Genomic DNA, 24,199 nt, shown 5'->3' with positions numbered 1-24,199 from the left:
CTGATCAAGCCCGCTCCGCTTTTCTTACTGGCTAGTTGCGGCTCCTAGAAGCTGCCGGCATAAGCAATTGACACTACAAACGCCAAAAACCAGGCGTTTTTCGGTCCCTTGCTTATGCGTCCGCTTCTAATCAGTCGCCTCCGCTTTTCTTACTTCCCTAAGCAAAATTGGGAGAATAACTGATCGATTAAGCTGTCGCTTGCTGTATCTCCAATAATTTCTCCTAATAGTTCCCATGTTCGTGTAACATCAATTTGAATAATATCCAGTGGCATTGCCATCTCAAGACTGTCTACTGCATCTTCTAACGATTGTTTCGCTTGTTTTAACAATTGGATATGGCGAACATTTGAAACGTAGGTTAGATCCCCACTATCTATCTCGCCTGTAAAGAACGTTTGAGCAATGGCTTCTTCCAGTTTATCCACACCTTCTTCTACTATTAAAGAAGTTGTTATAATTGGTTTCCCCTCTGTCATCTCTTGTACGGCATCTAAATTCAATTTATTTGGTAAATCTGTTTTATTAATTATCACAATATATTCCAGACCTTTTACAGCTTCAAACAATTTTTCATCTTCCGCTGTAAGTTCTTCATTATTATTTAATACAAATAAAATTAAGTCTGCTTCTTTTAACACTTTTCTCGATCGTTCGACACCAATTTTTTCGACAATATCCTCGGTATCTCTTATTCCAGCTGTATCGACAAGTCGTAATGGCACTCCGCGAACATTGACATATTCTTCAATAATATCACGAGTTGTTCCAGGAACCTCTGTAACAATTGCTTTGTTTTCCTGAACAAGTGTATTCATTAGCGAAGACTTTCCGACATTGGGTCTCCCAATAATAGCTGTTGCAAGGCCTTCACGCAAAATTTTACCTTGTTTTGCAACCTCTAAAAGTTTTTCAATTTCATCGTGAACTTCTTTCGTCTTCACCCGCATCATTTCATGTGACATTTCTTCCACATCATCATACTCCGGGTAATCTATATTCACTTCAACGTGTGCTACTGTTTCCAGCAGCTCTTGTCTTAGTTGTTGAATTAAGGAGGACAGTCTTCCATCCATCTGCTTTAATGCAACAGACATTGCTTTATCCGTTTTTGCCCGAATCAGATCCATAACTGCTTCAGCTTGCGATAAATCGATTCGACCGTGGAGAAATGCACGCTTGGTAAATTCGCCAGGTTCGGCTAATCTAGCACCTTTACTCAAAATAATTTCCAATACTCGATTAATCGATACTAAGCCACCGTGACAATTAATTTCAACTACATCTTCACGCGTGAAAGTTTTTGGTGCTCGCATAACGGTTACCATTACTTCTTCCGCTACTTCATTTGTGGAAGGATCTATTATCTTTCCATAATGAATGGTATGTGATTCTACTTGGTTTAAATTTTTTCCCTGAAACAAATGGTTCGTAATCGATACTGCCTCTGGACCACTTAATCGCACAATTGCAATAGCCCCTTCTCCAATCGGGGTTGAAATTGCTGTTATTGTATCTGTCTCCACGTCGTTCACCTTCTTTTATCGCATCTATTTATATATATTACTGACATTTTATTTTTTATCGTCACTAACTAAATAGAATATCACATTTTGACGTAAAAATAAACTTATCCACAAAGATAAAAACAACCAAAGAAAAAAGCAGATTATTCACATGTGGATAATCTGCTTTTTTCTTTAAAATACTACTTTTGCACATGGATAATTAATAAACTTTATTCTTTGTAGCACTTGAAATATAGTACTCGACATCAGGTTACAAATATTTCTATATTTAATGTTACTATTACTTTGTCGTAATTGAAGGAAAATACGGCGTAACTTACCACTATGGAAATAAACGGCGAAGTAGCCAACGAGATTTCCGCAGGCAGTCGCGCACCTTAGGGCGGCTGGTGAGCCTCCCGCAGGAGTCGACTGCCATCCGCTCCAATCTCTAGACAAAATATTGATATCTCATATTTCTTAACTGCCTCTCTGATAACATGGCTATTTCTACATGCACTAGTTGAAGAAAAAACAAAGACATAAACAGCTTTACCAGTCCCGGTGAGTGGAGGGCGGTGACTCCTGCGGGAACAGCACGAGTCTGATGCCCCGCAGGAAAGCATCCGCCTGCAACGATCCTGGACGGCAGCAATGGAAATAAACCTAAAGTTACTTCGAAGTTTAGGGATAATGCGTCCTATTCAGGGAGCATCAAATTCCCGGACAGACAAAGCAAAAAACCCCGGTTTCCCAGGGTTTTCAGTAAAGTATTTACGGTTTAATCACGATGTGACGATGTGGTTCAACACCGTCAGAATACGTAGAAATATCATTTTTACCTTGCAGAGCACTATGAATAATTTTACGTTCATATGCCGGCATAGGCTCTAATGCCACTTTTTTATTTAACCGTTTTGCTTTATCGGCCATTTTTAATGCAAGTGATTCCAGTGTCTCTCTGCGACGAGCACGATATCCTTCTGCATCAACTGTTACCGTATAAAATTGTTTTCCATCTTTATTTATTACCAAATGAACTAGATATTGCAATGCATTCAACGTTTGACCACGTTTTCCAATTAATAGGGCAATCTTTTCCCCATTTAATTCAAAGTTTACGTGATTACTCTTTACAGAAGTCGTAATTTCGACCTCAACATCCATATTTTTTGTTAGCTCACGGATGTATTTTTCAGTTTGCTGGATTTGATTTTTAGCTAAAGTAACTTTAACAATTGATCTCTTCGAACCAAAAACGCCGAAAAGACCTTTTTTACCTTCGTCGATAATAGTTATATCCACTTGGTCCTTTGTTGTGTTTAACTGCTCTAATGCTGATTGGACCGCTTCTTCGACCGTTTGACCAGTAGCAGTTATTTCTCTCACTTTTTGTCTCCTCCAGTACTAGCATCTTTCATCATTGGCTTACGAATGAAAATTGTTTGTGCAACCATAAAGATGTTACCTACAACCCAGTATAGTGCAAGTGCTGCTGGGAAGAAAATTGCAAATACAGCAATCATAATAGGCATTACATATAACATTACCATCATTTGTGGATTTTGACCTGCTGGACTACCAGCCATCATTAATTTCTGCTGGAAGAATGTAGCGGCACCCGCAACAATTGGAAGTATGAAAAATGGATCCGGATCGCCTAGTTCAAACCACAAGAAACTATGTGTCTGGATTTCGGCATTTCTCATAATCGCATGGTAGATTGCGATTAAAACAGGCATTTGTACAAAAATAGGCAAACACCCTGCAAGTGGGTTTACGCCATGCTTTTGAAATAACGCCATTGTTTCTTTTTGCAGTTTTTGTTGTGTATTAGCATCTTTAGAGCTGTATTTCTTTTGAAGTTCTTTAAGCTCAGGCTGAACATCCTGCATCGCTCTTGAACTCTTTAATTGTTTAACATTCAGTGGTAATAGAACAAATCGAACGATAATTGTAACTACAACAATAGCCCATCCATAACTTCCATTGAACAGCTGAGCAAAGTATTCAATTAACCAGGACATTGGATAAACAAAATACTCGTCCCAAATACCTTCACTCTCCGAATTAATCGGCTGATCAATATTCATACATCCAGAAAGTAATACGACCAATCCGATCATACTTATTACTAATAAAAACTTCTTTGACACTCGATTTCCTCCTTACTAACAAAACTCTATGTAATCCATATTATTTTATCATTAAACCAATTTAAGGTTCTATCAATAACCATAAATTGAACTTTATTTTTTTAGTAGACGCTCTCTAGATAATAAATGTATCAAGCTTTTCTTAAATTCATCATATGCCATGTCCTTTGTCGGCTGTCTGGCAATAATAACAATATCTTTATCCATGGAAATCTTTTTTTCAAGATCTTGGAACGCATGACGTAAATGCCGCTTAATACGGTTCCTTGTTACAGCGTTTCCAATTTTCTTTCCTACTGAGAACCCAACACGAAAGTGGGATTGCCCCTCTTTTTTCCTGTAATAGACAACCAGCTGCCGGTTAGCAAAAGATTTTCCTTTTTTAAATACATCCTGGAACTCTTCATTTTCTTTAATACGAAATGCTTTTTTCATTTAAATCACCTTAGATTCATATACAATTCACTCTAACTATAGAATAAGCAGTGATCCCATAGTTCCCCCATATTAAGAAGGAACAGGAAACACTGCTTCTCTTCTGAAAAAAGACCACTGACATTTTCAGCGGTCTATGCAGATAATACTTTTCTTCCCTTTAGACGACGACGCTGTAATACTTTACGTCCGTTCTTCGTACTCATACGCGCACGAAAACCATGCACCTTTTTGTGTTTACGGTTATTTGGTTGATAAGTTCTTTTCATCTATCTTACACCTCCCTGAGGAATTAAAAATTAATACTTAAACATATCCAGTAGACAGTCTAAATAATTATACGTAAAACATGTACCATCTGTCAACTTCCTTTTTCATTTAAGTTACCCACAGGCAATTGTTTGTATTAATCTCAAGGATATTTTTATCCACATCACATATCGACAGGATACTCACAAAATATAGTGGTGTGGATAAATATTGTCTACAAGGGGTGGTTTTTGTGGATAACTGTCGAAAAACCCATTGCATTACTGTCTTATTTTTGGTATTATGTTTGTGTTTTAAGATGTGGAAAAAGCAAAAGTGGAAAATAGATATCCACATTCTGTTAATAACCTGTGGATACTTGTTCACACATCTGTTTATTAGCTTATCAACAGCTATGTGGAGAAAGTTTATAAATCTTCTTAACTACTTGTATAACAAGCTTTGTTATCCACACGACAAAAATAAATTTTTTTTTTCTTACTTCTATTATTTATTTAAAAGTAAGCTAGTTTTTCTATATTTTGCTGGTAACCTTATACATCTGTACACAGCAGTGTTTAGAAATATTCGTTATTCGCCTCGTTCTTAAATAGCGAATGCCGAAGTTTTACTTATACCGGTAATTGCTCTAAACTTTTATACTTTCCTAATGTATAAAAAAGATGCCTTTCCATCTTTCAAAGTCCGTTTTATTTTGAAAGATTGAGAGAGGCTTTTTGTATCATATCTTTACCGAAAGGAGTGAATCCAAATTGGAAAACATTGAAGAATTATGGGCTGCTACACTTGAAAAAGTTGAAGAAAAAGTCAGCAAACCCAGTTTTGACACATGGTTGAAAAATACAAAAGCTGAAAAACTTCAGGATGATACATTAATCATTTCTGCTCCAAATGAATTTGCACGCGACTGGCTTGAAGGTAGATATACCATATTAATATCCGAAATACTCTTTGAAATTACTGGAGCATCATTAAAAATCAAATTCATTATTCCGGAGACAAATATTGAGCCGGATGATGTAAATATGACGCCTAAACCGATGCCAGCCGTACAAAATAATTCGGATACAGATGCTCCGAAAACCATGTTAAATTCAAACTACACCTTTGACACATTTGTTATTGGATCTGGAAACCGTTTTGCTCATGCAGCATCCCTTGCTGTGGCTGAAGCGCCAGCAAAAGCGTACAATCCGCTCTTCATATATGGAGGAGTTGGTCTTGGCAAAACCCATCTGATGCATGCGATTGGTCATTACGTTCGCGATCATAACCCGGACGCACGTGTGGTTTATTTATCATCTGAAAAATTTACCAATGAATTTATTAATGCCATTATGGACAACAAAACGATCAACTTCCGTAACAAATATCGAAATGTCGATGTACTGCTGATTGATGATATACAATTCATCGCTGGAAAAGAATCAACGCAAGAGGAATTTTTCCATACGTTTAATACATTACATGAAGAAAACAAACAAATTATTATCTCCAGTGACCGTCCACCTAAGGAAATACCAACCTTAGAGGATCGCTTGCGTTCAAGGTTTGAGTGGGGATTAATTACAGATATCACACCGCCGGATTTAGAAACAAGAAGCGCAATATTAAGTAAGAAAGCTAAAGCAGAAGGCCTCGACATTCCAAATGAAGTTATGATGTACATTGCCAATCAAGTTGATACGAATGTTCGCGAACTCGAAGGTGCATTAATACGGGTAGTTGCGTATTCGTCGCTTGTTAACCGTGATATAGATGCTTCGCTTGCAGCTGATGCATTAAAAGACATTATTCCAAGTAAAAAGCCGAAAGTTGTAACAATCAAGAAGATACAGCATGTTGTAGGTGAAAAATATTCCATCAGGCAGGAAGACTTTATTGCTAAGAAACGCACGAAGTCAATCGCATTCCCTAGACAAATTGCCATGTATCTATCAAGAGAAATGACCGATTTTTCATTACCTAAAATTGGTGAGGAATTTGGTGGCCGTGATCATACTACTGTCATTCATGCTCATGAAAAAATAGCTAGAATGCTGGAAAATGATTCTTCTTTAGATCAGGATATAGAAGAAATTAAAGAGGAACTCAAAAATTTATAAGTTACCAACATGTGAATAGTGTGTATAGCGGTTCATACTTGTCAACAGTCTGTCCACAGGCTTTTAATTATAGTGTATAAAGCGAAAAATGAGTTATCCACATAATCACAGGCCTTATTACTATTATTACTATAATTTATTAATAAAAATATATATAAAGGACTTCCCACTAGGAGGATTTAGTTTATGAAATTTATTATTCAACGAGACAAATTAATTTCCAGTGTTCAAGATGTAATGAAGGCAATTTCATCACGTACAGCAATTCCAATATTGACTGGAATGAAAATCGAAGCTACAACAAATGGAATTACGTTAACAGGAAGTGATTCTGACATTTCCATACAATCATTTATTCCTGCAGAAGAAGATGGGATCGTACATGTCGAAAACATCGAACCTGGAAGCATTGTCTTGCAGGCACGTTATTTTCCAGATATCGTTCGTAAGCTTCCAGAGAAATCTGTAGAAATTACTGCAGATGAAAATTTAAAGGTAACCATCAATTCTGGTAAAGCAGAATTCAGTTTAAACGGACAGGATGCTGAAGAATATCCACAGCTTCCAATGCTCCAAACAGATGAAAGCTTTGAATTACCAACAGATTTATTAAAAAGTTTAATAAAACAAACGGTATTTGCTGTTTCTACAATGGAAACTCGTCCAATTTTAACGGGTGTCAAGCTTAGCTTCTCTGAAGAGACCCTAAGTTTTACAGCAACCGACAGTCATCGATTGGCATCAAGGGAAATCCCTGTTCAAAAATCACAACTTAATCTTCCAAGTATTGTTGTTCCAGGAAAAAGTTTAAACGAACTTAATAAAATTCTTTCTGATACAGAAGATCCAGTCGAAATCAGTGTTACAAATAATCAAATTCTATTCCGTACGAAGCATGTCTATTTCCTCTCTCGTTTACTTGATGGGAATTATCCAGAGACATCAAGATTAATACCGGAAGAAAGTAAAACGATTATTCATGCAAAGACAAAGGATTTATTGAATACGATTGACCGTTCATCCTTATTGGCGAAGGAAGATCGAAATAATGTAGTTCGACTTGCAACGAAGGATAGTCAATTGATCGAGATTACGAGTAATTCACCTGAGGTTGGTAAAGTTGCAGAAGAAATGACTGTTCAATCAATTGAAGGCGAAGAACTAAAGATTTCATTCAGTTCGAAGTATATGATGGATGCATTAAAAGCAATTGAAAATGATGAAGTAAAGATAGAATTCACCGGCGCAATGCGTCCATTCATCATCAGACCAGAAAATAATGACCCAATTCTGCAGCTTATACTGCCAGTAAGAACATATTAGAAAAAATTCGGCAATCGCTAGTCTTTACTAACGATTGCCGAATTTTTTTATACCAGAATATGAAGACAAATGCGACACAGCGAAAAAGATATTCGCATTTCGTTGCAACTGAAAAAGAGGTAGATATTAAAAATTTATCTATCCACTTTTTCTAAGCATCTTCGAATACATGGAGACTCCTGCGGGAAGTAAGAGATCGGCGAGACCCTGAAGGACGCTAGTCCGAAGAGGCTCGACACTCGCCCGCGGAAAGCGGAATGTATTCGAAGATGCGATGGTAGATCTACCAATTTTGTACTACATGTAACTTTTTCAATGAAAACTTAATTATATTAATAGACATATGAATCAACAAATAGGTTTTTCACGATAAAACGCTCTTCATTTGATGAAAATGAGAGCGTTTTTTGCGTTAAATTGTAAAATCCAACTAATTATAAGGCGTTTTAAAACAATTTTAGCCTACTGCCTTTCCTTAATACCAAAACTTTAGTAAAATAGATAGAAGGTACTTGTATTTGATTATTTGAACGTATTATAAACCATTTTATAATGTATACTGGTAAAATAGACTATGGTTTAAAAAAATAATCATGAAAAAAAATCTACAAAAGAATTTGGTGAAAAAAAATGCATGAAAAAATAGAAATAACCACGGAATATATTACACTCGGTCAATTTTTAAAGCTTGCTAACATTCTGGAATCAGGCGGAATCATTAAAGCCTTCCTTCAGGATCAGGGAGTTATGGTTAATGGTGAACTGGAAAAACGCCGTGGCAGAAAGCTTTATCCGAACGATGTGGTGGAAGTGGAACAAGCTGGTTCATTTGTTGTTGCTACAGAAGAAACTTAATTAGAATCGTTCATATTTTGAGAAATAAATGAGGAATTGTCATGCATATTCAACAATTACAATTAAAAAATTATCGGAATTATGATTCGTTAGACCTCGAGTTTGACGATAAAGTCAATGTTATAATTGGTGAAAATGCACAAGGAAAAACAAACCTTATGGAAGCTATTTACGTTTTGGCGTTTACCAAATCACATCGTACTCCCCGGGAGAAAGAGCTTATTCAATGGGAAAAAGAGTATGCTAAAATAAAAGGCAGCATAACAAAAAGAAATCAGTCTTTTCCCCTCGAAATTATCGTGTCCACTAAAGGGAAAAAAGCGAAATTAAATCATCTGGAACAGAGCCGTTTAAGTGATTATATCGGTGCTTTAAATGTCGTGATGTTTGCACCGGAGGATTTAACCTTAGTCAAAGGGCCACCACAAATTCGCAGGCGTTTCATTGATATGGAACTTGGTCAGATACAGCCGCGTTACATTTATCACCTGGGACAGTACCAAAAGGTATTAAAACAGCGAAATCATTTACTGAAACAAATGCAACGAAAACAAAAGCAGGATTCTGCGTTACTTCGGGTACTTACAGAACAGCTAATCGAACACGCAACTACATTGCTTGTGCGAAGGTTTGCCTTTCTGGATTTGCTGCGTAAATGGGCGAGACCAATTCATCATCAAATCAGCCGCAGTCTTGAGCAGCTGGAAATTAACTATGCAGCCACAATTGAAGTATCAGAAGAAGCAAATCAGGCGACAATAGAGACAACTTACTTAGCGAAATTCCAGGAAATTGAAGCGAAAGAAATTGAACGTGGAACAACGTTAATCGGACCCCACCGCGACGATCTGCTCTTTTATGTGAATGGAAAAGATGTTCAAACATATGGTTCACAGGGTCAGCAGCGCACAACCGCGCTTTCCATGAAGCTTGCTGAGATAGAGTTAATCTATAACGAGGTCGGTGAATATCCAATTCTTTTACTTGATGATGTATTGAGTGAGCTTGATGATTATCGGCAGTCGCATTTATTAAATACGATTCAAGGTAGGGTACAAACCTTTGTCTCGACTACAAGTGTTGATGGAATAAACCATGAAACACTGAAGCAGGCTGAGCTGTTTAAAGTGACCGATGGTAAAGTAGATACATAGAGGTGGTAGTAATTGTATGTTTATTCATATTGGAAATGATAATGTGATTCAGTCAAAAGACGTCGTTTCTATTATTGATCGTAATATAATTTCGTCTTCATCCATTATGGAAGAAATGATTCAGCGGGCAACTAAGTCTAAAAAGATAATAAAACCAGCAGAAGATACTAAGTCTGTTGTGATTACCAAAGATCTAATCTATTTCAGTTCATTATCGGTTGGAACGCTAAAGAAACGAGCAAGTATGATTTCTACGATAAGTAAACTGGATAATTACTCAGATGAATAAGAATAAATTAGTCGCTATTAAAGAAATGTAGGTGAAATGATGTCAACAGAAAATAATATAAAAAACGAAGATGCTTATGGTGCAGATCAGATTCAGGTACTGGAAGGATTAGAAGCTGTACGTAAAAGACCGGGTATGTATATCGGTTCAACCAGTGCAAGAGGCTTACATCATCTAGTGTGGGAAATAGTTGATAATAGTATTGATGAAGCTTTGGCAGGTCATTGTGATCAAATCGAAATTATTATAGAAAAAGATAATAGTATTACAGTAAAGGACAATGGTCGGGGTATACCGGTTGGTATTCAAAAGAAAACAGGACGCCCAGCAGTAGAAGTTATTATGACAGTCCTTCACGCAGGTGGAAAATTCGGTGGAGGCGGTTATAAAGTTTCTGGTGGTTTGCATGGCGTTGGTGCATCGGTTGTAAATGCACTGTCAACTAATCTGGAAGTTTATGTTCATCTTGACGGCAAGGTTCACTTTTTAGGATTTGAACGAGGGGTGCCACAAGGGGAATTAAAGGTTATTGGAGACACGGATAAAACTGGGACAATCATCCACTTTAAACCAGATGAGGAAATTTTCACGGAAACAACTTCCTATGACTTTGATACACTTGTACTGCGCGTGAGAGAACTAGCTTTCTTGAATAAAGGACTCAATATATCACTTGAAGATAAACGAGACGATAGAGAGCCTGCAAATTATTACTATGAGGGCGGAATTAGTTCTTATGTGGAATATATTAATAAATCACGAGAGGTTCTTCATGAGCCATTTTATATAGAATCAGAGGATCAGGGAATCACGGTAGAAGTTGCCGTACAATACAACGATGGTTTTGCGAGCAATATTTATTCGTTTGCGAATAACATTCATACACATGAAGGCGGCACACATGAATTTGGATTTAAGACGGGTTTAACACGAGTTATCAACGATTATGCTAGAAAAAATAATTTATTCCGAGAAAATGATCCAAATTTGACTGGAGATGACGTGCGGGAAGGTATGGCTGCGATTATTTCCATTAAGCACCCTGACCCACAATTTGAAGGTCAAACGAAAACAAAACTTGGTAATAGTGATGTTCGAACAGTTACAGATTCGATATTGAGTGAAGCATTTTCGAAATTTTTATTAGAGAATCCTTCGATTGCTAAAATAGTAGTTGAAAAGGGTCTTATGGCATCGCGAGCACGTGCAGCTGCAAAAAAAGCGCGTGAACTGACACGACGCAAAAGCGCACTGGAAATATCCAACCTACCTGGTAAGCTTGCAGATTGTTCGTCTAAAGATGCAAAAATAAGCGAACTGTACATCGTTGAGGGTGACTCTGCCGGTGGTTCAGCTAAACAAGGAAGAGACCGCCATTTCCAGGCAATTCTTCCATTACGAGGTAAAATACTAAATGTAGAAAAAGCCAGACTCGATAAAATATTATCAAACAATGAAGTTAGAGCAATGATTACAGCACTTGGTACAAGCATTGCAGAAGATTTTGATATAACAAAAGCACGGTACCATAAAGTTGTTATTATGACGGATGCAGATGTTGATGGAGCGCATATTCGTACACTTCTTCTTACGTTTTTCTATCGTTATATGAGACCGTTGCTAGAAAAGGGTTATATTTATATCGCACAGCCTCCACTTTACAAGATACAGCAAGGTAAAGCAGCTTATTATGCGTATAACGACAAAGAAAGAGAAAAAATTCTAGCAGAAATTTCAAAGACACCTAAACCTGGTATTCAGCGTTATAAGGGTCTTGGTGAAATGGATGCAACACAGTTATGGGAAACAACAATGGATCCCGATACCCGTACATTGCTGCAGGTCGATTTATCAGATGCTATCGAAGCCGATCAGGTTTTTGACATGCTAATGGGCGACAAAGTTGAACCACGTCGTAACTTTATCGAAGACAACGCACAATACGTAAAGAATTTAGACGTATAAAAAAGAAAAGCGAAGGCGACTGTTCAGAAGCGGACGCGTAAGCAAGAGACCGAAAACGCCTGGTTTATGGCGTTTGAAGTGTCAATTGCTTACGACGGCAGCTTCTAGGCGCCACAGCTAGACAGAAGAAAAGCGAAGGCGACTGTTCAGAAGCGGACGCGTAAGCAAGAGACCGAAAACGCCTGGTTTATGGCGTTTGAAGTGTCAATTGCTTACGACGGCAGCTTCTAGGAGCCGCAGCTAGACAAAAGAAAAGCGAAGGCGACTGTTTATTGGTGTATGATTTTGAAGGCATCGTAAGGAAAAGCCTGAAGATCACTAGTTTGGCCACTGAAAAAGGGTCGATTTTATAAATTGACTTCTTCACCCAAACCTAGCATCTCGAATTTACAAGACTCCTGCGGGAACAGCACGAGTCTGAAGGCCCCGCAGAGTGGTTTTCTCGAGGACACTGAAGCCGTGCCCGCGGAAAGCGAAGTAAATTCAGAGGTGCGTTGGTAGATCCGCATATTGTAGTGGTCTCATCACTAGCCACTAGTTACATCACACAAACAAAAAATAAGATAACTAAACTGATAAATGATTTCATTGGTAGTCACAGAATTCCTTGTGACAAGGAGGTAAGAGTATGGCGGAAGAACGTTCAAATGTTCAAGAAATAAATATTAGTCAGGAAATGCGCACATCGTTCCTGGATTATGCAATGAGTGTAATTGTATCGCGTGCACTTCCAGATGTTCGTGATGGTCTAAAACCGGTTCATCGGAGAATTTTGTATGCAATGAACGATTTAGGTATGCATTCGGATAAAGCACACAAAAAATCAGCGCGTATCGTTGGTGAAGTTATTGGTAAGTATCACCCGCATGGTGACTCAGCTGTTTATGAAACAATGGTTCGTATGGCACAGGATTTCAGTTATCGTTATATGCTAGTTGATGGTCATGGTAACTTTGGTTCTGTTGATGGTGACTCTGCCGCAGCAATGCGTTACACAGAGGCACGTATGTCCAAAATTTCAATGGAACTACTGCGTGATATTAACAAGGATACAATCGATTACCGGGACAACTATGATGGTTCTGAACGTGAACCAGTCGTGTTCCCATCTCGTTTCCCAAACTTACTGGTTAACGGTACATCAGGTATTGCAGTAGGAATGGCTACGAACATTCCACCACATAATTTAGGGGAAACAATCGATGCTGTCCTAGCTATCAGCAGAGACCCTGAAATTACGATTGATGAATTAATGGAGAACCATATTTATGGACCAGATTTTCCGACTGCTGGACAAATTCTTGGCCGCAGCGGAATTAGAAAAGCATTTGAAACAGGAAAAGGTTCTGTTACGATTCGTGCGAAGGTACATATCGAGGAACAGAAAAATGGTAAAGCAACCATTATTGTTAACGAACTTCCATATCAAGTAAACAAAGCGAAGTTAATTGAAAAAATTGCTGATCTTGTTCGCGACAAACGTATTGATGGTATTACAGACTTACGTGACGAATCTGACCGTAATGGAATGCGTGTAATAATGGAGTTACGCCGTGATGTAAATGCAAATGTTGTATTAAATAATTTATACAAACAAACATCATTGCAAACAACTTTTGGAATTAATACATTAGCTCTAGTTGATGGACATCCTAAAGTACTGAACATCAAACAATGCCTTGTGCATTATTTAGATCACCAGAAGGTAATCATTAAGCGTCGTACAGCTTTTGAATTAAGAAAAGCGGAAGCTCGTGCTCATATTCTGGAAGGACTTCGAATTGCGCTTGATCACCTGGATGAAGTGATTGCCTTAATTAGAAGCTCAAAAACCGGTGATATCGCACGTGATGCATTGATGGAACGTTTTGGTCTTTCTGAAAAGCAAGCTCAAGCTATATTGGACATGCGTTTGCAGCGTCTTACAGGACTTGAGAGAGAAAAAATTGAGAATGAATACAATGAGCTGATTCAACTAATAGATGAGTTAAAAGCAATTTTAGCTAATGAAGAAAAGGTTCTGGAAATTATTCGAGAAGAACTAACAGAAATTAGAGATCGTTTCAGTGATCCACGCCGAACGGAAATAATGGTTGGTGGAATTGACTTTATCGAGGACGAGGATCTTATTCCTGAAGAAAATATTGTTATAACACTTACCCATAAAGGCTATATCAAACGTTTACCAGCTTCTACGTATCGAACGCAAAAACGTAATGGTCGTGGTATTCAAGGAATGGGTACGAATGATGATGATTTTGTAGAACATCTGGTATCGACTTCCACACATGATACTGTGCTGTTTTTCACCAATAAAGGGAAAGTATATCGTGCAAAAGGATATGAAATTCCTGAATTTAGCAGAACAGCAAAAGGTATCCCAGTAATTAATCTGCTGCAAATCGAAAAAGATGAATCCATTAATGCAGTTATTACTGTTAATGAGTTTGCCGAGGATTGGTACCTGTTCTTCACAACCAGGAAGGGTGTTTCCAAACGGACGACCTTATCCCAATTTGCAAACATCAGAAAAGGTGGATTAATAGCAGTTAATCTGCGTGAAGATGATGAACTTATCTCTGTTCGTTTAACAGACGGGACCAAGGACATTATGATTGCTACAAGAAATGGTTATTTAATTCGATTCCCAGAAGATCAAATTCGTTCGATGGGTCGAACTGCTGCAGGCGTAAGAGGTATATCCCTACGTGGTGAAGATGAAGTTGTTTCCATGGAAATCATCGAAGAGGGATTGCAGATTTTACATGTAACGAATAAAGGTGTTGGAAAACGAACACCGGAAGATCAATATCGAATCACTAAACGTGGTGGTAAAGGTATTTTCACATGTAAATTAAACGAGGACACCGGTGAAGTTGTAACCGTGAAGGCTGTAACAGGTGAAGAGGACATTATGCTGATTACAGTTGATGGTGTTTTAATCCGTATACCTGTCGAAGGAATTTCTCAATCCGGACGTAATACTCGCGGAGTTGGGTTAATTCGATTACAGGAAAATGAAGAGGTTGCAACAGTTGCGAAGGTTGAACCTGATGATGAAGAAGAAGTAATTGAAGAAGATGCAATCGGTGAATCTGAAGCAGTAACAGATGTCATTGATTCAAATGAGGAAACAACTGAAGCAGATAAAACAGATAAAGAAGAAGAATAACAACTAGATAATAAGTATGTTAAAAGCAACTCAGAAGAGAAGTAAGATATAAAAACTCTCTTTGAGTTGCTTTTTTCTTATATACAAAGGGGGAATAAACATGCGAGTGGAGCCATCACAATTAGTTCCAGGCTGTGTGTTGTTAAATGATGTAACCGGAAAATCGAACAAGGCAATTATTCCTAAGAAAACGACCATTACCGAGCAGCACATTACGATATTGGAAAAATTTTTTATCACATATGTGGACGTGGGATCTAAGCTTTCAGATGGAAAAGTTTATTCTCCATCAATCGTTCAAAAGAAAAAGGAACCTGTTAAAAAACAACAGCAAACAAAGGACGTTAGCCAACTTTCATTTGGAGAACATTATCAGTACGTAGTGGAAAACTACAAAAAGCTATTTACCGCCTGGCAAAACAATATTGCTGTTGATATGCCTGCTGTACGTAAGTTGATCATTCCATTATTTGAGCGAATGGATCAGGATGACGTGAATGTTTTTACGTTGCATATGTACAGTAATAAAAATGACTATATGTACCATCATAGTGTTGCTGTAAGCATTTTGGCAGCATTTCTAGGTAAAAAACTGGGTTACAGCAATGGTGATTATACGCAAATAGGTCTGGCAGGTTTTTTAAGTGATTGCGGAATGGCCAAGATAACTCCATCCATAATAAATAAAACAACCTATCTATATGAACAGGAAGTTAGCCAGATGAAAAACCATCCTACCTATTCTTATCGTATGGTGGAACATGTTCCTACAATCACACAATTGGTTAAGCTCGCTATTCTGCAGCACCACGAACGAATGGACGGAAGGGGGTATCCGCTTGGTGTGCAAAAAGATAAAATACATGCATACTCCAGAATAATCGCTGTTTGTGATATGTACCATGCTGCAACGTGTGAACGAGTATATCAATCTAAACAATCACCCTTCCAGGCTATGGAGGATATTGCGCGGAGCAAATACAATCACTTCGATCATCAGGTAGCAGAAACGTTTATAAAAAGTCTAGCTAATTTCGCAGTTGGCACAAAAGTGAAGCTTTCGAATGGAGATGTAGGGGAAATTGTATTCGCAGAAGATAATTTTCCTACTCGTCCGATGGTAAAAGTAACAAAATCAGAAGAAATAGTTACGTTAAAAAACAACCCTGATATTTATATTGAGGAACTTCTGTAAACTTAACAATGATAATCCGAACGAACCTTTCGAGTTCGTTCGGGTTATTTCTTACTTCTCTGCAACAACCATTCTCCAAGTAAAGCTTCTATTTTATCTACAGCAATGGATAAGTATTGAACAATGACGGAGTAGTCCATCCCGTATTTTGTTGAAAAAAGTTCTCCCCAATATTCTGTCTCGTAACGACTTATCATACTTAGGTTATACAAAATTAAGTAATGGATCAGGATCTCGGGAACAGAAACAAAATACTCACGATCGCAAGGGAAATAAATTTCCTGCTGCAGATGATGATAGTAGAAGGGCCCTTCCAGACGTTGGACAGGCATTTCCATGTAAACCATTAGATGCTTCTTCGATGAGACCACCTTGTTTATTTTAGGTATATATGGTGTTATACGCTGAATAAATGCGCGTTGTGTCAGATGATAGTTGTCTAGAATTGAAGCTGGAAAGCATAGTGTGGAGGAGTTGATCCTGCCTATTGATATAAACTTCCCTTGGTTATTAAAAGTAAAAAATTCATTCATTTCAGGTATTAACCGAAGCAGATAATCCATTTTCACTTTAGAAAACGGTGATGTCTTAAACGAAAATAGGTGACTGGAAGTGTAAGTAAATAAGCCATTCTGCTGAACCCTCACCTCATCCTGAATAAACGAGTAATCCTTTTTTTTCCTTTTTCTCGCTGATACACCGTGTGCTAAAATAGAGGTAGACTCAGGGTAATCCGGTCTATTTGTTAACAAGCATGCTTTAAGAATATGACCCATCCCATAGAAATAGAGAAGTGGTTTAAGTCGAAGGTCAATCTTTTCTCCTTCTTTAAGAAAAAGCTGGCCTTGATCAAGATAATATAAAAATGTTCCACTATTCTCATAGCTTTTTTCCTCCGTATTTACTCCAGAAAGGTTAGCATAACAGGTACTTAAGAAATTCTGACTGGATTGGAGGTTTTGTAATGAGGTGAAAAAGGTTGATATATCCTGTTTTTTCATATATTCCCACCTTCCTGAACAATTATAATATTTAGAATCCATTTTCTTTTATATCTTTTATTAGTACCAGTTGAAAAACACTTTTCGATACCGTATTCTAAGTAACAATTAGTTTAACCGTAAATCTAATAAATACGCACAGCGAGTATGTGAAAAAATAGAATTAGGAGGATGAAGATGCGCGAAGATAAGTTTGTCAAAGAAGGATTAACATTTGATGATGTTTTGCTGGTACCGGCAAAGTCAGAAATACTTCCAAAGGATGTCGAAGTAAAAACAAAGCTGTCTGAAAAACTGCAGCTTAATGCTCCTTTCATTAGTGCAGGTATGGATACTGTAACCGAAGCAGAAATGGCTATCTCAATGGCACGCCAAGGTGGGTTTGGTGTCATTCACAAGAACATGTCGATTGAAGATCAAGCGGAACAAGTGGATCGCGTAAAACGTTCTGAAAGCGGCGTTATTACGAACCCTTTCTTCTTAACGCCTGAGCATCAGGTATTTGATGCAGAGCACCTGATGGGCAAATTCCGCATCTCTGGAGTCCCAATTGTTAATAATCAGGAGGAACAAAAGTTAGTTGGTATTTTAACCAACCGTGACCTTCGTTTCATCCAGGATTATTCTATTTTAATCCATGAAGTAATGACTAGCGAAAACCTTGTTACAGCGCCAGTTGGAACAACGTTAAACGAAGCGGAAAAAATGCTTCAGCAATATAAAATTGAAAAGTTGCCACTTGTCGACGATGGTGGTGTATTAAAAGGATTAATTACCATTAAAGATATTGAAAAAGTGATCGAATTTCCAAAAGCTGCGAAAGATTCACAAGGAAGATTATTAGTTGGAGCAGCAGTTGGTGTAACAGCTGACGCTATGAAACGAGTGGAGCATCTGGTTGCAAGTGGAGTAGATGTAATTGTAATTGATACTGCTCACGGTCACTCAAAAGGAGTTCTGGAGCAGGTGAAGCGTGTAAGAGAAGCTTATCCTGACTTGGATATTGTAGCAGGAAACGTTGCTACTGCTGAGGCAACCAAGGAGCTTATCGAAGCAGGTGCTTCCATTGTTAAAGTTGGTATTGGACCAGGTTCTATTTGTACCACACGCGTAGTAGCGGGTGTTGGTGTTCCTCAAATAACAGCTGTTAACGATTGCGCAATGGCAGCTTCAGAATATGGAGTTCCGATTATTGCAGATGGTGGAATCAAATACTCCGGTGACGTTGTAAAGGCACTCGCATCAGGTGCTCATGCAGTAATGCTTGGCAGTATGTTTGCTGGTGTATTGGAAAGTCCTGGTGAAACAGAAATTTTCCAAGGACGCCAGTACAAAGTCTATCGTGGAATGGGATCGGTCGGAGCAATGAAAGCAGGCTCAAAAGATCGTTACTTCCAGGAGTCCGAAGAATCGAAAAAGCTTGTACCAGAAGGAATCGAAGGACGAGTTGCCTATAAAGGACCGCTTGCAGATACAGTTCATCAATTAATTGGTGGATTACGTGCTGGAATGGGTTATTGCGGAACAGCGAGTATCGACTCATTGCGAAATGATGCAAAATTTATTCGCATTACAAACGCTGGTTTACGTGAGAGTCATCCACATGATGTACAAATTACAAAAGAAGCACCGAACTATTCAGTTTAATTAAAAGCGTAATAGTAGGTCTGAAAACCTAGTTGAAAAAATAGATAGGGAATATTCCCCGTCTATTTTTTTTGCGTTTTATGTGGTAAAATATCAAAGATGCATAAAATTTTTTCAATGATTTTTTTTACATAATGACTTTTCCTATATGAGGAGTAAAGTCTGATAATACTAAGGTGGAGGTAGAGAAAGTGAAACACAACTTAAAGAGAAATTTGTCACTATTGCTGGTTGCATTAGTAATGATGACAACGGTATTTGTACAACCTATGGGAACGAAGGCAGCAGAAACACTCGAGTTAAATGCACAATCAGCAATTTTAGTAGATGCAGAAACAGGTAAGGTTCTATTTGCTAAGGAAGCTGATATATCACTACCACCAGCTAGTATGACGAAATTGATGACGGAATACCTTGTATGGGAAGCAATTGAAAGTGGTAAAATCAGCTGGGATACAACAACGACAATAAGTGATTATGCATATAGTATTTCTGCAAATCCAAATCTGTCAGGTATTGGATTACGTCAGGATAAAGAATATACAGTGAAAGAATTATATGACGCGATGGCGATTATTTCCGATAATGGAACTACGATTGCTTTAGCAGAGCTGATTGCAGGTTCTGAGGGCGAATTCGTAAAGATGATGAACAAAACAGCTGAAGAAATGGGATTACAAGATTACAAGTTTGTAAATTCTACTGGACTGCCTAACTCTTTATTAGGTGAAAACGTTCCAGAGGGAACAGAATCAGATGACACTAATCTGATTTCAGCCAGATCTTTGGCGTTACTGTCATATAACCTTATTAATGATTATCCAGAATCGTTAAAGGTATCAAGTCAGGTTACATTGGACTTTGAAGGATTTAAAAATATTGAAAATTTAAACTGGATGCTGCCACACTCTGCAACATTCTTACAGCAGTTTACGTATGAAGGTGTTGATGGTCTGAAAACCGGACACACTGATTTGGCTGGGTATTGTTTTACAGGTACCGCTGAACGTAATGGTCAACGACTTATTTCTGTTGTGATGAAAACAGACAGCAAAGCACAACGTTTTGAGGAAACAGCAAAACTGCTTGATTTTGGATTCTCTAATTTTGAAACAAAAGAATTATTTCCTGAAGGCTATCAAGTAGAAGGTAAAGCTAAATTACCTGTTGCTAAAGGTAAAGAAAAATCTGTTAAAATTGCTACAAATGAAGCCATTAAACTACCTGTACAGCAGGGAGAAGAAGAAAAATATACAGTTAAGTATAAATTAGATGAAGACAAGTTAAACAAAGACGGAGAGATCTCCGCACCTATCAAAAAAGGTGCAAAAGTAGGTACCGCAGAGCTTATCTATGAAGGCGAAAATGACTATGGTTATATATTTAATGCAGAAAAAAATAAATCAGTCGAAGTTATAGCGCAGGAATCAGTTGCGAAGGATAACTGGTTTATGCTGATTATGGGATCAATCGGTGGTTTTTTCAGTAATTTATTTACTTCAATCGTAGATACTGTCAAAGGCTGGTTCTAAGTAGTATAATTATCTAGGCTAAAAGTTTCACATAACAGGAGGAATTTTGGATGACTAATACAGGAACAGAGCGTGTAAAACGCGGAATGGCAGAAATGCAAAAAGGCGGCGTAATCATGGATGTTGTGAACGCTGAGCAAGCAAAAATCGCAGAAGAAGCAGGAGCAGTTGCTGTAATGGCATTAGAACGTGTTCCTTCAGATATTCGTGCAGCAGGTGGAGTAGCTCGTATGGCTGGACCTGAAATCACGGAAGCAGTAATGAATGCAGTTTCCATACCAGTTATGGCAAAGGGACGAATTGGTCATATCGTGGAGGCACGTGTTTTAGAAGCAATGGGTGTGGACTATATCGACGAGAGTGAAGTGTTAACACCAGCAGATGATGTTTTTCACTTAAATAAAGCAGAGTACACGGTACCATTTGTATGTGGTTGTCGTAACTTAGGGGAAGCTGCACGCCGTATCGGTGAAGGTGCTTCTATGCTTCGTACAAAAGGTGAACCTGGAACTGGAAACATCGTCGAAGCAGTTCGTCACATGCGCCAAATTCAGTCAGAGATTCGTCAATTATCTGCAATGTCGAAAGATGAAGTAATGACATTTGCTAAAAATATTGGTGCTCCATATGAGCTATTATTACAAATTCGCGAAGAAGGTCGTTTGCCAGTAGTTAACTTTGCTGCAGGTGGAATTGCTACACCAGCGGATGCTGCGTTAATGATGCAGCTTGGCGCTGATGGTGTATTCGTTGGATCTGGTATTTTCAAATCTGATAATCCAGCTAAATTTGCAAAAGCTATTGTGGAAGCAACAACACATTATACTGATTATAAGCTAATCGCTGAGCTTTCGAAGGGCTTAGGTACTGCAATGAAGGGTATTGAAATGAGCACAATTTCTGGATCTGACCGTATGCAGGACCGCAGCGAATAGAAAGAAGGATTTCGTATGACAACAATTGGTGTACTTGCACTGCAGGGTGCAGTTCGCGAACATATTCGTTCCATTGAAGCATCTGGTGCAACAGCTATCGAAATAAAAAGAACCGAACAATTAGAAGAGATTGACGGCTTAATTTTTCCTGGTGGAGAAAGTACCACCATGCGCCGTTTAATTAACAGCTATGGATTTTTTGAAGCGCTAAGAGAATTTGGCGAAAAAGGCAAGCCTATTTTCGGCACATGTGCTGGCTTAATTTTAATGGCTACTGAAATAGAAGGTCAGGAAAGTGGTCATCTTGGGTTAATGAACATGAAGGTTGCACGCAATGCGTTTGGACGCCAGGTTGCAAGCTTTGAACAGAAACTCGAGATCAAGCATGTTGCAGATGACTTTAATGCCGTGTTTATTCGAGCTCCATTCGTGGTTGAAGCAGGACCTGAAGTACAGGTTTTAGCGACGTATCAGGACCGGATTGTAGCAGCACAACAAGGTCACTATCTGTGCACTGCCTTTCACCCGGAGTTAACAGATGATAACCGTTTTGTTGAATATTTTGTCAAAATAGTGGAAGAATCAGTAAAAAGACTTGCTTCTTAATTAAAAATTATGTATGCTATATCATAATAAATTAAACAGTAATGCAAGGAAGTAGTAACAGGCAAGCTTTCCAAAGAGAGTCGATGGCTGGTGTAAATCGACGTAAGTTACTTGTGAATCCATCCTTAAACTGGTTTACTGAACGCCGTTTTAGTAAGTGAACCCGGGTAAAAACCGTTAACATTTTCGAGCCGGAAGAATTTATTTCTTCAATCAGGGTGGCATCGCGGGTAAAAACTCTCGTCCCTATATTATAGGACGGGAGTTTTTTGTGTTTTTTTAGACCGTCCAGTGATTCGCGGGTACGTCGGCTGGTAATCCGCCGAATCGGCATGTATTTGGCCGAACCTGGCCTGTAAAGCAGTCAAACTGGCTTGTATTTAGCTAAAAGTGGCAGGTAATCCGTGTCCCGGCCGGTAAATGGGTCGAGTTGGCTTGTATTTGCCCGAACTTGGCCTGTAAAGCAGTCAAACTGGCTTGTATTTAGCAGAAAGTGGCTGGTATCCCGTGACCAGGTTGGTAAATGAGCCGAATCGGCCTGTATTTGGCCGAACCTGGCATGTAAATCAGTCAGACTGGCATGTATTTAGCAGAAAGTGGCATGTAATCCGTGTCCCGGCCGGTAAATGAGTCGAATCGGCCTGTATTTGCCCGAACTTGGACGGTAAATCAGGCAAACTGGATTGTATTTAGCAGAAAGTGGCTGGTATCCCGTGGCCCAGCCAAATTAATCGGCTAAGCAAAAACTAAAAACGAATTAGGAGGAAAACATTATGTTAGACATGAAGTATTTACGCACTAATTTTGATGACGTTAAAGAAAAGCTTGCCCACAGAGGTGAGGATCTATCTGAACTGGATAAGTTTGGTGAACTTGACGCACGACGCCGCGAGCTAATCGCTGAAACGGAGACATTAAAAGCAAAACGGAATGAAGCATCTAAGCAAATTTCTGTTTTGAAAAAAGAGAAAAAGGATGCGGAGCCTGCGATTAAAGAAATGCGCGAGGTTGGCGATCAGATCAAAGTTCTGGATACCGAGCTGAAAGAAATTGAAGTTAAACTGGAAACGATGCTGTTGTCTATTCCAAACATTCCGCATGAAAGTGTACCAGTTGGCGAAGACGAGGATGATAATATCCTGGCACGCGAAATTGGCGAAACACCTAAGTTCCCATTTGAAGCGCAGCCTCACTGGGATATTGCGACAAACCTCGACATTCTTGATTTTGAAAGTGCGGGAAAAGTTACAGGCAGCCGTTTTGTATTTTATAAAGGGATGGGAGCGCGCTTGGAACGTGCACTATTAAACTTTATGATGGATCTGCACGCTGACGAGCATGGCTACACGGAAATGCTTCCACCGTATATGGTAAACCGCGCGAGCATGACTGGAACTGGTCAGCTTCCGAAATTCGAGGAGGATGCATTCAAGCTTGAGGGCTGGGATTACTTCATGGTGCCGACCGCTGAAGTTCCGGTAACCAACTACCATCGTGACGATATTTTAAAACTGGACGATTTACCGAAAAAATACGTGGCTTTCAGTGCATCTTTCCGTTCTGAAGCAGGGTCTGCCGGCCGCGATACACGTGGTCTGATTCGTCAGCATCAATTTAACAAAGTGGAACTTGTTCAATTTGTTAAACCAGAGGATTCTTATGATGTTTTAGAAGAATTAACAGGAAATGCTGAAAAGGTTCTCCAGCTGCTGAATTTGCCTTATCGGGTCATGAGCATGTGTACGGGTGACTTAGGATTCACGGCAGCGAAGAAATACGATATTGAAGTATGGATTCCTAGCCAGCAAACGTATCGTGAGATTTCTTCTTGCTCTAATTTTGAGGATTTCCAGGCAAGACGTACGGGGATTCGCTTCAGACGTGAAGAAAAAGGAAAGCCGGAATTCGTTCACACATTGAATGGATCTGGGCTTGCAATTGGTCGTACCGTCGCAGCTATTTTAGAAAATTACCAGCAAGAAGATGGCACTGTAGTTGTTCCTGAGGTGTTACGTCCGTATATGGGTGGAAAAGAAGTAATTAAATAAATA

At 38.7% G+C, this 24,199-nt stretch carries 19 protein-coding genes and 1 other annotated feature; of the genes, 13 read left to right on the top strand and 6 right to left on the bottom strand.

What is annotated here, in order from left to right:
- Positions 1 to 149: 149 nt before the first annotated feature.
- The 5 genes from mnmE to rpmH all read right to left on the bottom strand — a co-directional run bounded on the left by mnmE (position 150) and on the right by rpmH (position 4,368).
- On the bottom strand, positions 150 to 1,526 hold the full coding sequence (gene mnmE, locus VBD025_RS04125) for a tRNA uridine-5-carboxymethylaminomethyl(34) synthesis GTPase MnmE (protein WP_430789542.1): 1,377 nt from the start codon (positions 1,524 to 1,526) through the stop codon (positions 150 to 152).
- A 756-nt stretch (positions 1,527 to 2,282) separates the two neighbouring features.
- The gene (gene jag, locus VBD025_RS04120; RefSeq protein WP_430789540.1) at positions 2,283 to 2,897 is read right to left on the bottom strand and encodes an RNA-binding cell elongation regulator Jag/EloR; all 615 of its coding nucleotides are present in this window, start codon (positions 2,895 to 2,897) and stop codon (positions 2,283 to 2,285) included.
- Entirely contained in the window at positions 2,894 to 3,664 is a 771-nt protein-coding gene (spoIIIJ, locus tag VBD025_RS04115; RefSeq protein ID WP_430789538.1) for a YidC family membrane integrase SpoIIIJ, read from the bottom strand. The genes jag and spoIIIJ overlap by 4 nt, the downstream gene beginning before the upstream one ends.
- Positions 3,665 to 3,757: 93 nt before the next feature.
- Positions 3,758 to 4,099: a ribonuclease P protein component gene (rnpA, locus tag VBD025_RS04110; protein WP_430789536.1), complete on the bottom strand. Its 342-nt coding sequence runs from the start codon at positions 4,097 to 4,099 to the stop codon at positions 3,758 to 3,760.
- Between the two features lie 134 nt (positions 4,100 to 4,233).
- On the bottom strand, positions 4,234 to 4,368 hold the full coding sequence (gene rpmH, locus VBD025_RS04105; RefSeq protein ID WP_430789534.1) for a 50S ribosomal protein L34: 135 nt from the start codon (positions 4,366 to 4,368) through the stop codon (positions 4,234 to 4,236).
- Between the two features lie 753 nt (positions 4,369 to 5,121).
- On the opposite strand from rpmH, the gene dnaA reads away from it, so the two are divergent.
- From dnaA to VBD025_RS04065, 8 genes are all read left to right on the top strand, one after another.
- Positions 5,122 to 6,474 carry a chromosomal replication initiator protein DnaA gene (gene dnaA, locus VBD025_RS04100; protein ID WP_430789532.1) on the top strand — a complete coding sequence of 451 codons (1,353 nt, stop codon included), beginning with the start codon at positions 5,122 to 5,124 and terminating at the stop codon, positions 6,472 to 6,474.
- Between the two features lie 186 nt (positions 6,475 to 6,660).
- Positions 6,661 to 7,797 carry a DNA polymerase III subunit beta gene (gene dnaN / locus VBD025_RS04095; protein ID WP_430789530.1) on the top strand — a complete coding sequence of 379 codons (1,137 nt, stop codon included), beginning with the start codon at positions 6,661 to 6,663 and terminating at the stop codon, positions 7,795 to 7,797.
- A 630-nt stretch (positions 7,798 to 8,427) separates the two neighbouring features.
- Positions 8,428 to 8,652, top strand: a complete 225-nt coding sequence (gene yaaA / locus VBD025_RS04090) for a S4 domain-containing protein YaaA (protein WP_430789528.1) — start codon at positions 8,428 to 8,430, stop codon at positions 8,650 to 8,652.
- A 41-nt stretch (positions 8,653 to 8,693) separates the two neighbouring features.
- Positions 8,694 to 9,806 (top strand): DNA replication/repair protein RecF, encoded by a 1,113-nt coding sequence (recF, locus tag VBD025_RS04085; protein WP_430789526.1) that lies wholly within the window; start codon positions 8,694 to 8,696, stop codon positions 9,804 to 9,806.
- Between the two features lie 16 nt (positions 9,807 to 9,822).
- Positions 9,823 to 10,095: an extracellular matrix regulator RemB gene (gene remB / locus VBD025_RS04080; RefSeq protein ID WP_430789524.1), complete on the top strand. Its 273-nt coding sequence runs from the start codon at positions 9,823 to 9,825 to the stop codon at positions 10,093 to 10,095.
- 39 nt (positions 10,096 to 10,134) lie between these two features.
- Positions 10,135 to 12,060: a DNA topoisomerase (ATP-hydrolyzing) subunit B gene (gene gyrB, locus VBD025_RS04075; RefSeq protein ID WP_430791256.1), complete on the top strand. Its 1,926-nt coding sequence runs from the start codon at positions 10,135 to 10,137 to the stop codon at positions 12,058 to 12,060.
- 628 nt (positions 12,061 to 12,688) lie between these two features.
- Positions 12,689 to 15,232, top strand: a complete 2,544-nt coding sequence (gene gyrA / locus VBD025_RS04070; RefSeq protein WP_430789522.1) for a DNA gyrase subunit A — start codon at positions 12,689 to 12,691, stop codon at positions 15,230 to 15,232.
- 100 nt (positions 15,233 to 15,332) lie between these two features.
- Entirely contained in the window at positions 15,333 to 16,427 is a 1,095-nt protein-coding gene (locus VBD025_RS04065; protein ID WP_430789520.1) for an HD-GYP domain-containing protein, read from the top strand.
- A gap of 44 nt (positions 16,428 to 16,471) precedes the next feature.
- On the opposite strand, the gene VBD025_RS04060 is transcribed toward VBD025_RS04065, so the two are convergent.
- Complete coding sequence (locus VBD025_RS04060) at positions 16,472 to 17,428, bottom strand: YaaC family protein (protein WP_430789518.1); 957 nt, start codon at positions 17,426 to 17,428, stop codon at positions 16,472 to 16,474.
- A gap of 177 nt (positions 17,429 to 17,605) precedes the next feature.
- Between VBD025_RS04060 and guaB the strand changes: the two genes are divergently transcribed.
- The 5 genes from guaB to serS all read left to right on the top strand — a co-directional run bounded on the left by guaB (position 17,606) and on the right by serS (position 24,196).
- Complete coding sequence (guaB, locus tag VBD025_RS04055) at positions 17,606 to 19,075, top strand: IMP dehydrogenase (protein ID WP_430789516.1); 1,470 nt, start codon at positions 17,606 to 17,608, stop codon at positions 19,073 to 19,075.
- 191 nt (positions 19,076 to 19,266) lie between these two features.
- Positions 19,267 to 20,607, top strand: a complete 1,341-nt coding sequence (locus VBD025_RS04050; RefSeq protein ID WP_430789514.1) for a serine hydrolase — start codon at positions 19,267 to 19,269, stop codon at positions 20,605 to 20,607.
- A gap of 50 nt (positions 20,608 to 20,657) precedes the next feature.
- Positions 20,658 to 21,542 (top strand): pyridoxal 5'-phosphate synthase lyase subunit PdxS, encoded by an 885-nt coding sequence (gene pdxS / locus VBD025_RS04045; RefSeq protein WP_430789512.1) that lies wholly within the window; start codon positions 20,658 to 20,660, stop codon positions 21,540 to 21,542.
- A gap of 15 nt (positions 21,543 to 21,557) precedes the next feature.
- Positions 21,558 to 22,148, top strand: a complete 591-nt coding sequence (gene pdxT, locus VBD025_RS04040; RefSeq protein ID WP_430789510.1) for a pyridoxal 5'-phosphate synthase glutaminase subunit PdxT — start codon at positions 21,558 to 21,560, stop codon at positions 22,146 to 22,148.
- A gap of 32 nt (positions 22,149 to 22,180) precedes the next feature.
- Positions 22,181 to 22,399, top strand: a binding site (T-box leader).
- 522 nt (positions 22,400 to 22,921) lie between these two features.
- A complete protein-coding gene (gene serS, locus VBD025_RS04035; RefSeq protein ID WP_430789508.1) occupies positions 22,922 to 24,196 on the top strand; it encodes a serine--tRNA ligase in 1,275 nt (424 codons plus the stop codon).
- Positions 24,197 to 24,199: the final 3 nt, after the last annotated feature.

This window comes from Virgibacillus flavescens, from assembly GCF_050574275.1.
In the GTDB taxonomy this organism is placed as follows: Bacteria; Bacillota; Bacilli; order Bacillales; family Amphibacillaceae; genus Virgibacillus_F; species Virgibacillus_F flavescens.
This window is presented reverse-complemented; position numbering and strand designations above follow the sequence as displayed.

What these genes read in the sequence shown, in the direction of transcription:
- rnpA (WP_430789536.1), bottom strand. Translation starts at nt 4,099, where the DNA reads ATGAAAAAAGCATTTCGTATTAAAGAAAATGAAGAGTTCCAGGATGTA.
- recF (WP_430789526.1), top strand. Translation starts at nt 8,694, where the DNA reads ATGCATATTCAACAATTACAATTAAAAAATTATCGGAATTATGATTCG.
- rpmH (WP_430789534.1), bottom strand. Translation starts at nt 4,368, where the DNA reads ATGAAAAGAACTTATCAACCAAATAACCGTAAACACAAAAAGGTGCAT.
- gyrB (WP_430791256.1), top strand. Translation starts at nt 10,135, where the DNA reads ATGTCAACAGAAAATAATATAAAAAACGAAGATGCTTATGGTGCAGAT.
- remB (WP_430789524.1), top strand. Translation starts at nt 9,823, where the DNA reads ATGTTTATTCATATTGGAAATGATAATGTGATTCAGTCAAAAGACGTC.
- pdxS (WP_430789512.1), top strand. Translation starts at nt 20,658, where the DNA reads ATGACTAATACAGGAACAGAGCGTGTAAAACGCGGAATGGCAGAAATG.
- VBD025_RS04065 (WP_430789520.1), top strand. Translation starts at nt 15,333, where the DNA reads ATGCGAGTGGAGCCATCACAATTAGTTCCAGGCTGTGTGTTGTTAAAT.
- guaB (WP_430789516.1), top strand. Translation starts at nt 17,606, where the DNA reads ATGCGCGAAGATAAGTTTGTCAAAGAAGGATTAACATTTGATGATGTT.
- pdxT (WP_430789510.1), top strand. Translation starts at nt 21,558, where the DNA reads ATGACAACAATTGGTGTACTTGCACTGCAGGGTGCAGTTCGCGAACAT.
- gyrA (WP_430789522.1), top strand. Translation starts at nt 12,689, where the DNA reads ATGGCGGAAGAACGTTCAAATGTTCAAGAAATAAATATTAGTCAGGAA.
- serS (WP_430789508.1), top strand. Translation starts at nt 22,922, where the DNA reads ATGTTAGACATGAAGTATTTACGCACTAATTTTGATGACGTTAAAGAA.
- dnaN (WP_430789530.1), top strand. Translation starts at nt 6,661, where the DNA reads ATGAAATTTATTATTCAACGAGACAAATTAATTTCCAGTGTTCAAGAT.
- VBD025_RS04060 (WP_430789518.1), bottom strand. Translation starts at nt 17,428, where the DNA reads ATGAAAAAACAGGATATATCAACCTTTTTCACCTCATTACAAAACCTC.
- yaaA (WP_430789528.1), top strand. Translation starts at nt 8,428, where the DNA reads ATGCATGAAAAAATAGAAATAACCACGGAATATATTACACTCGGTCAA.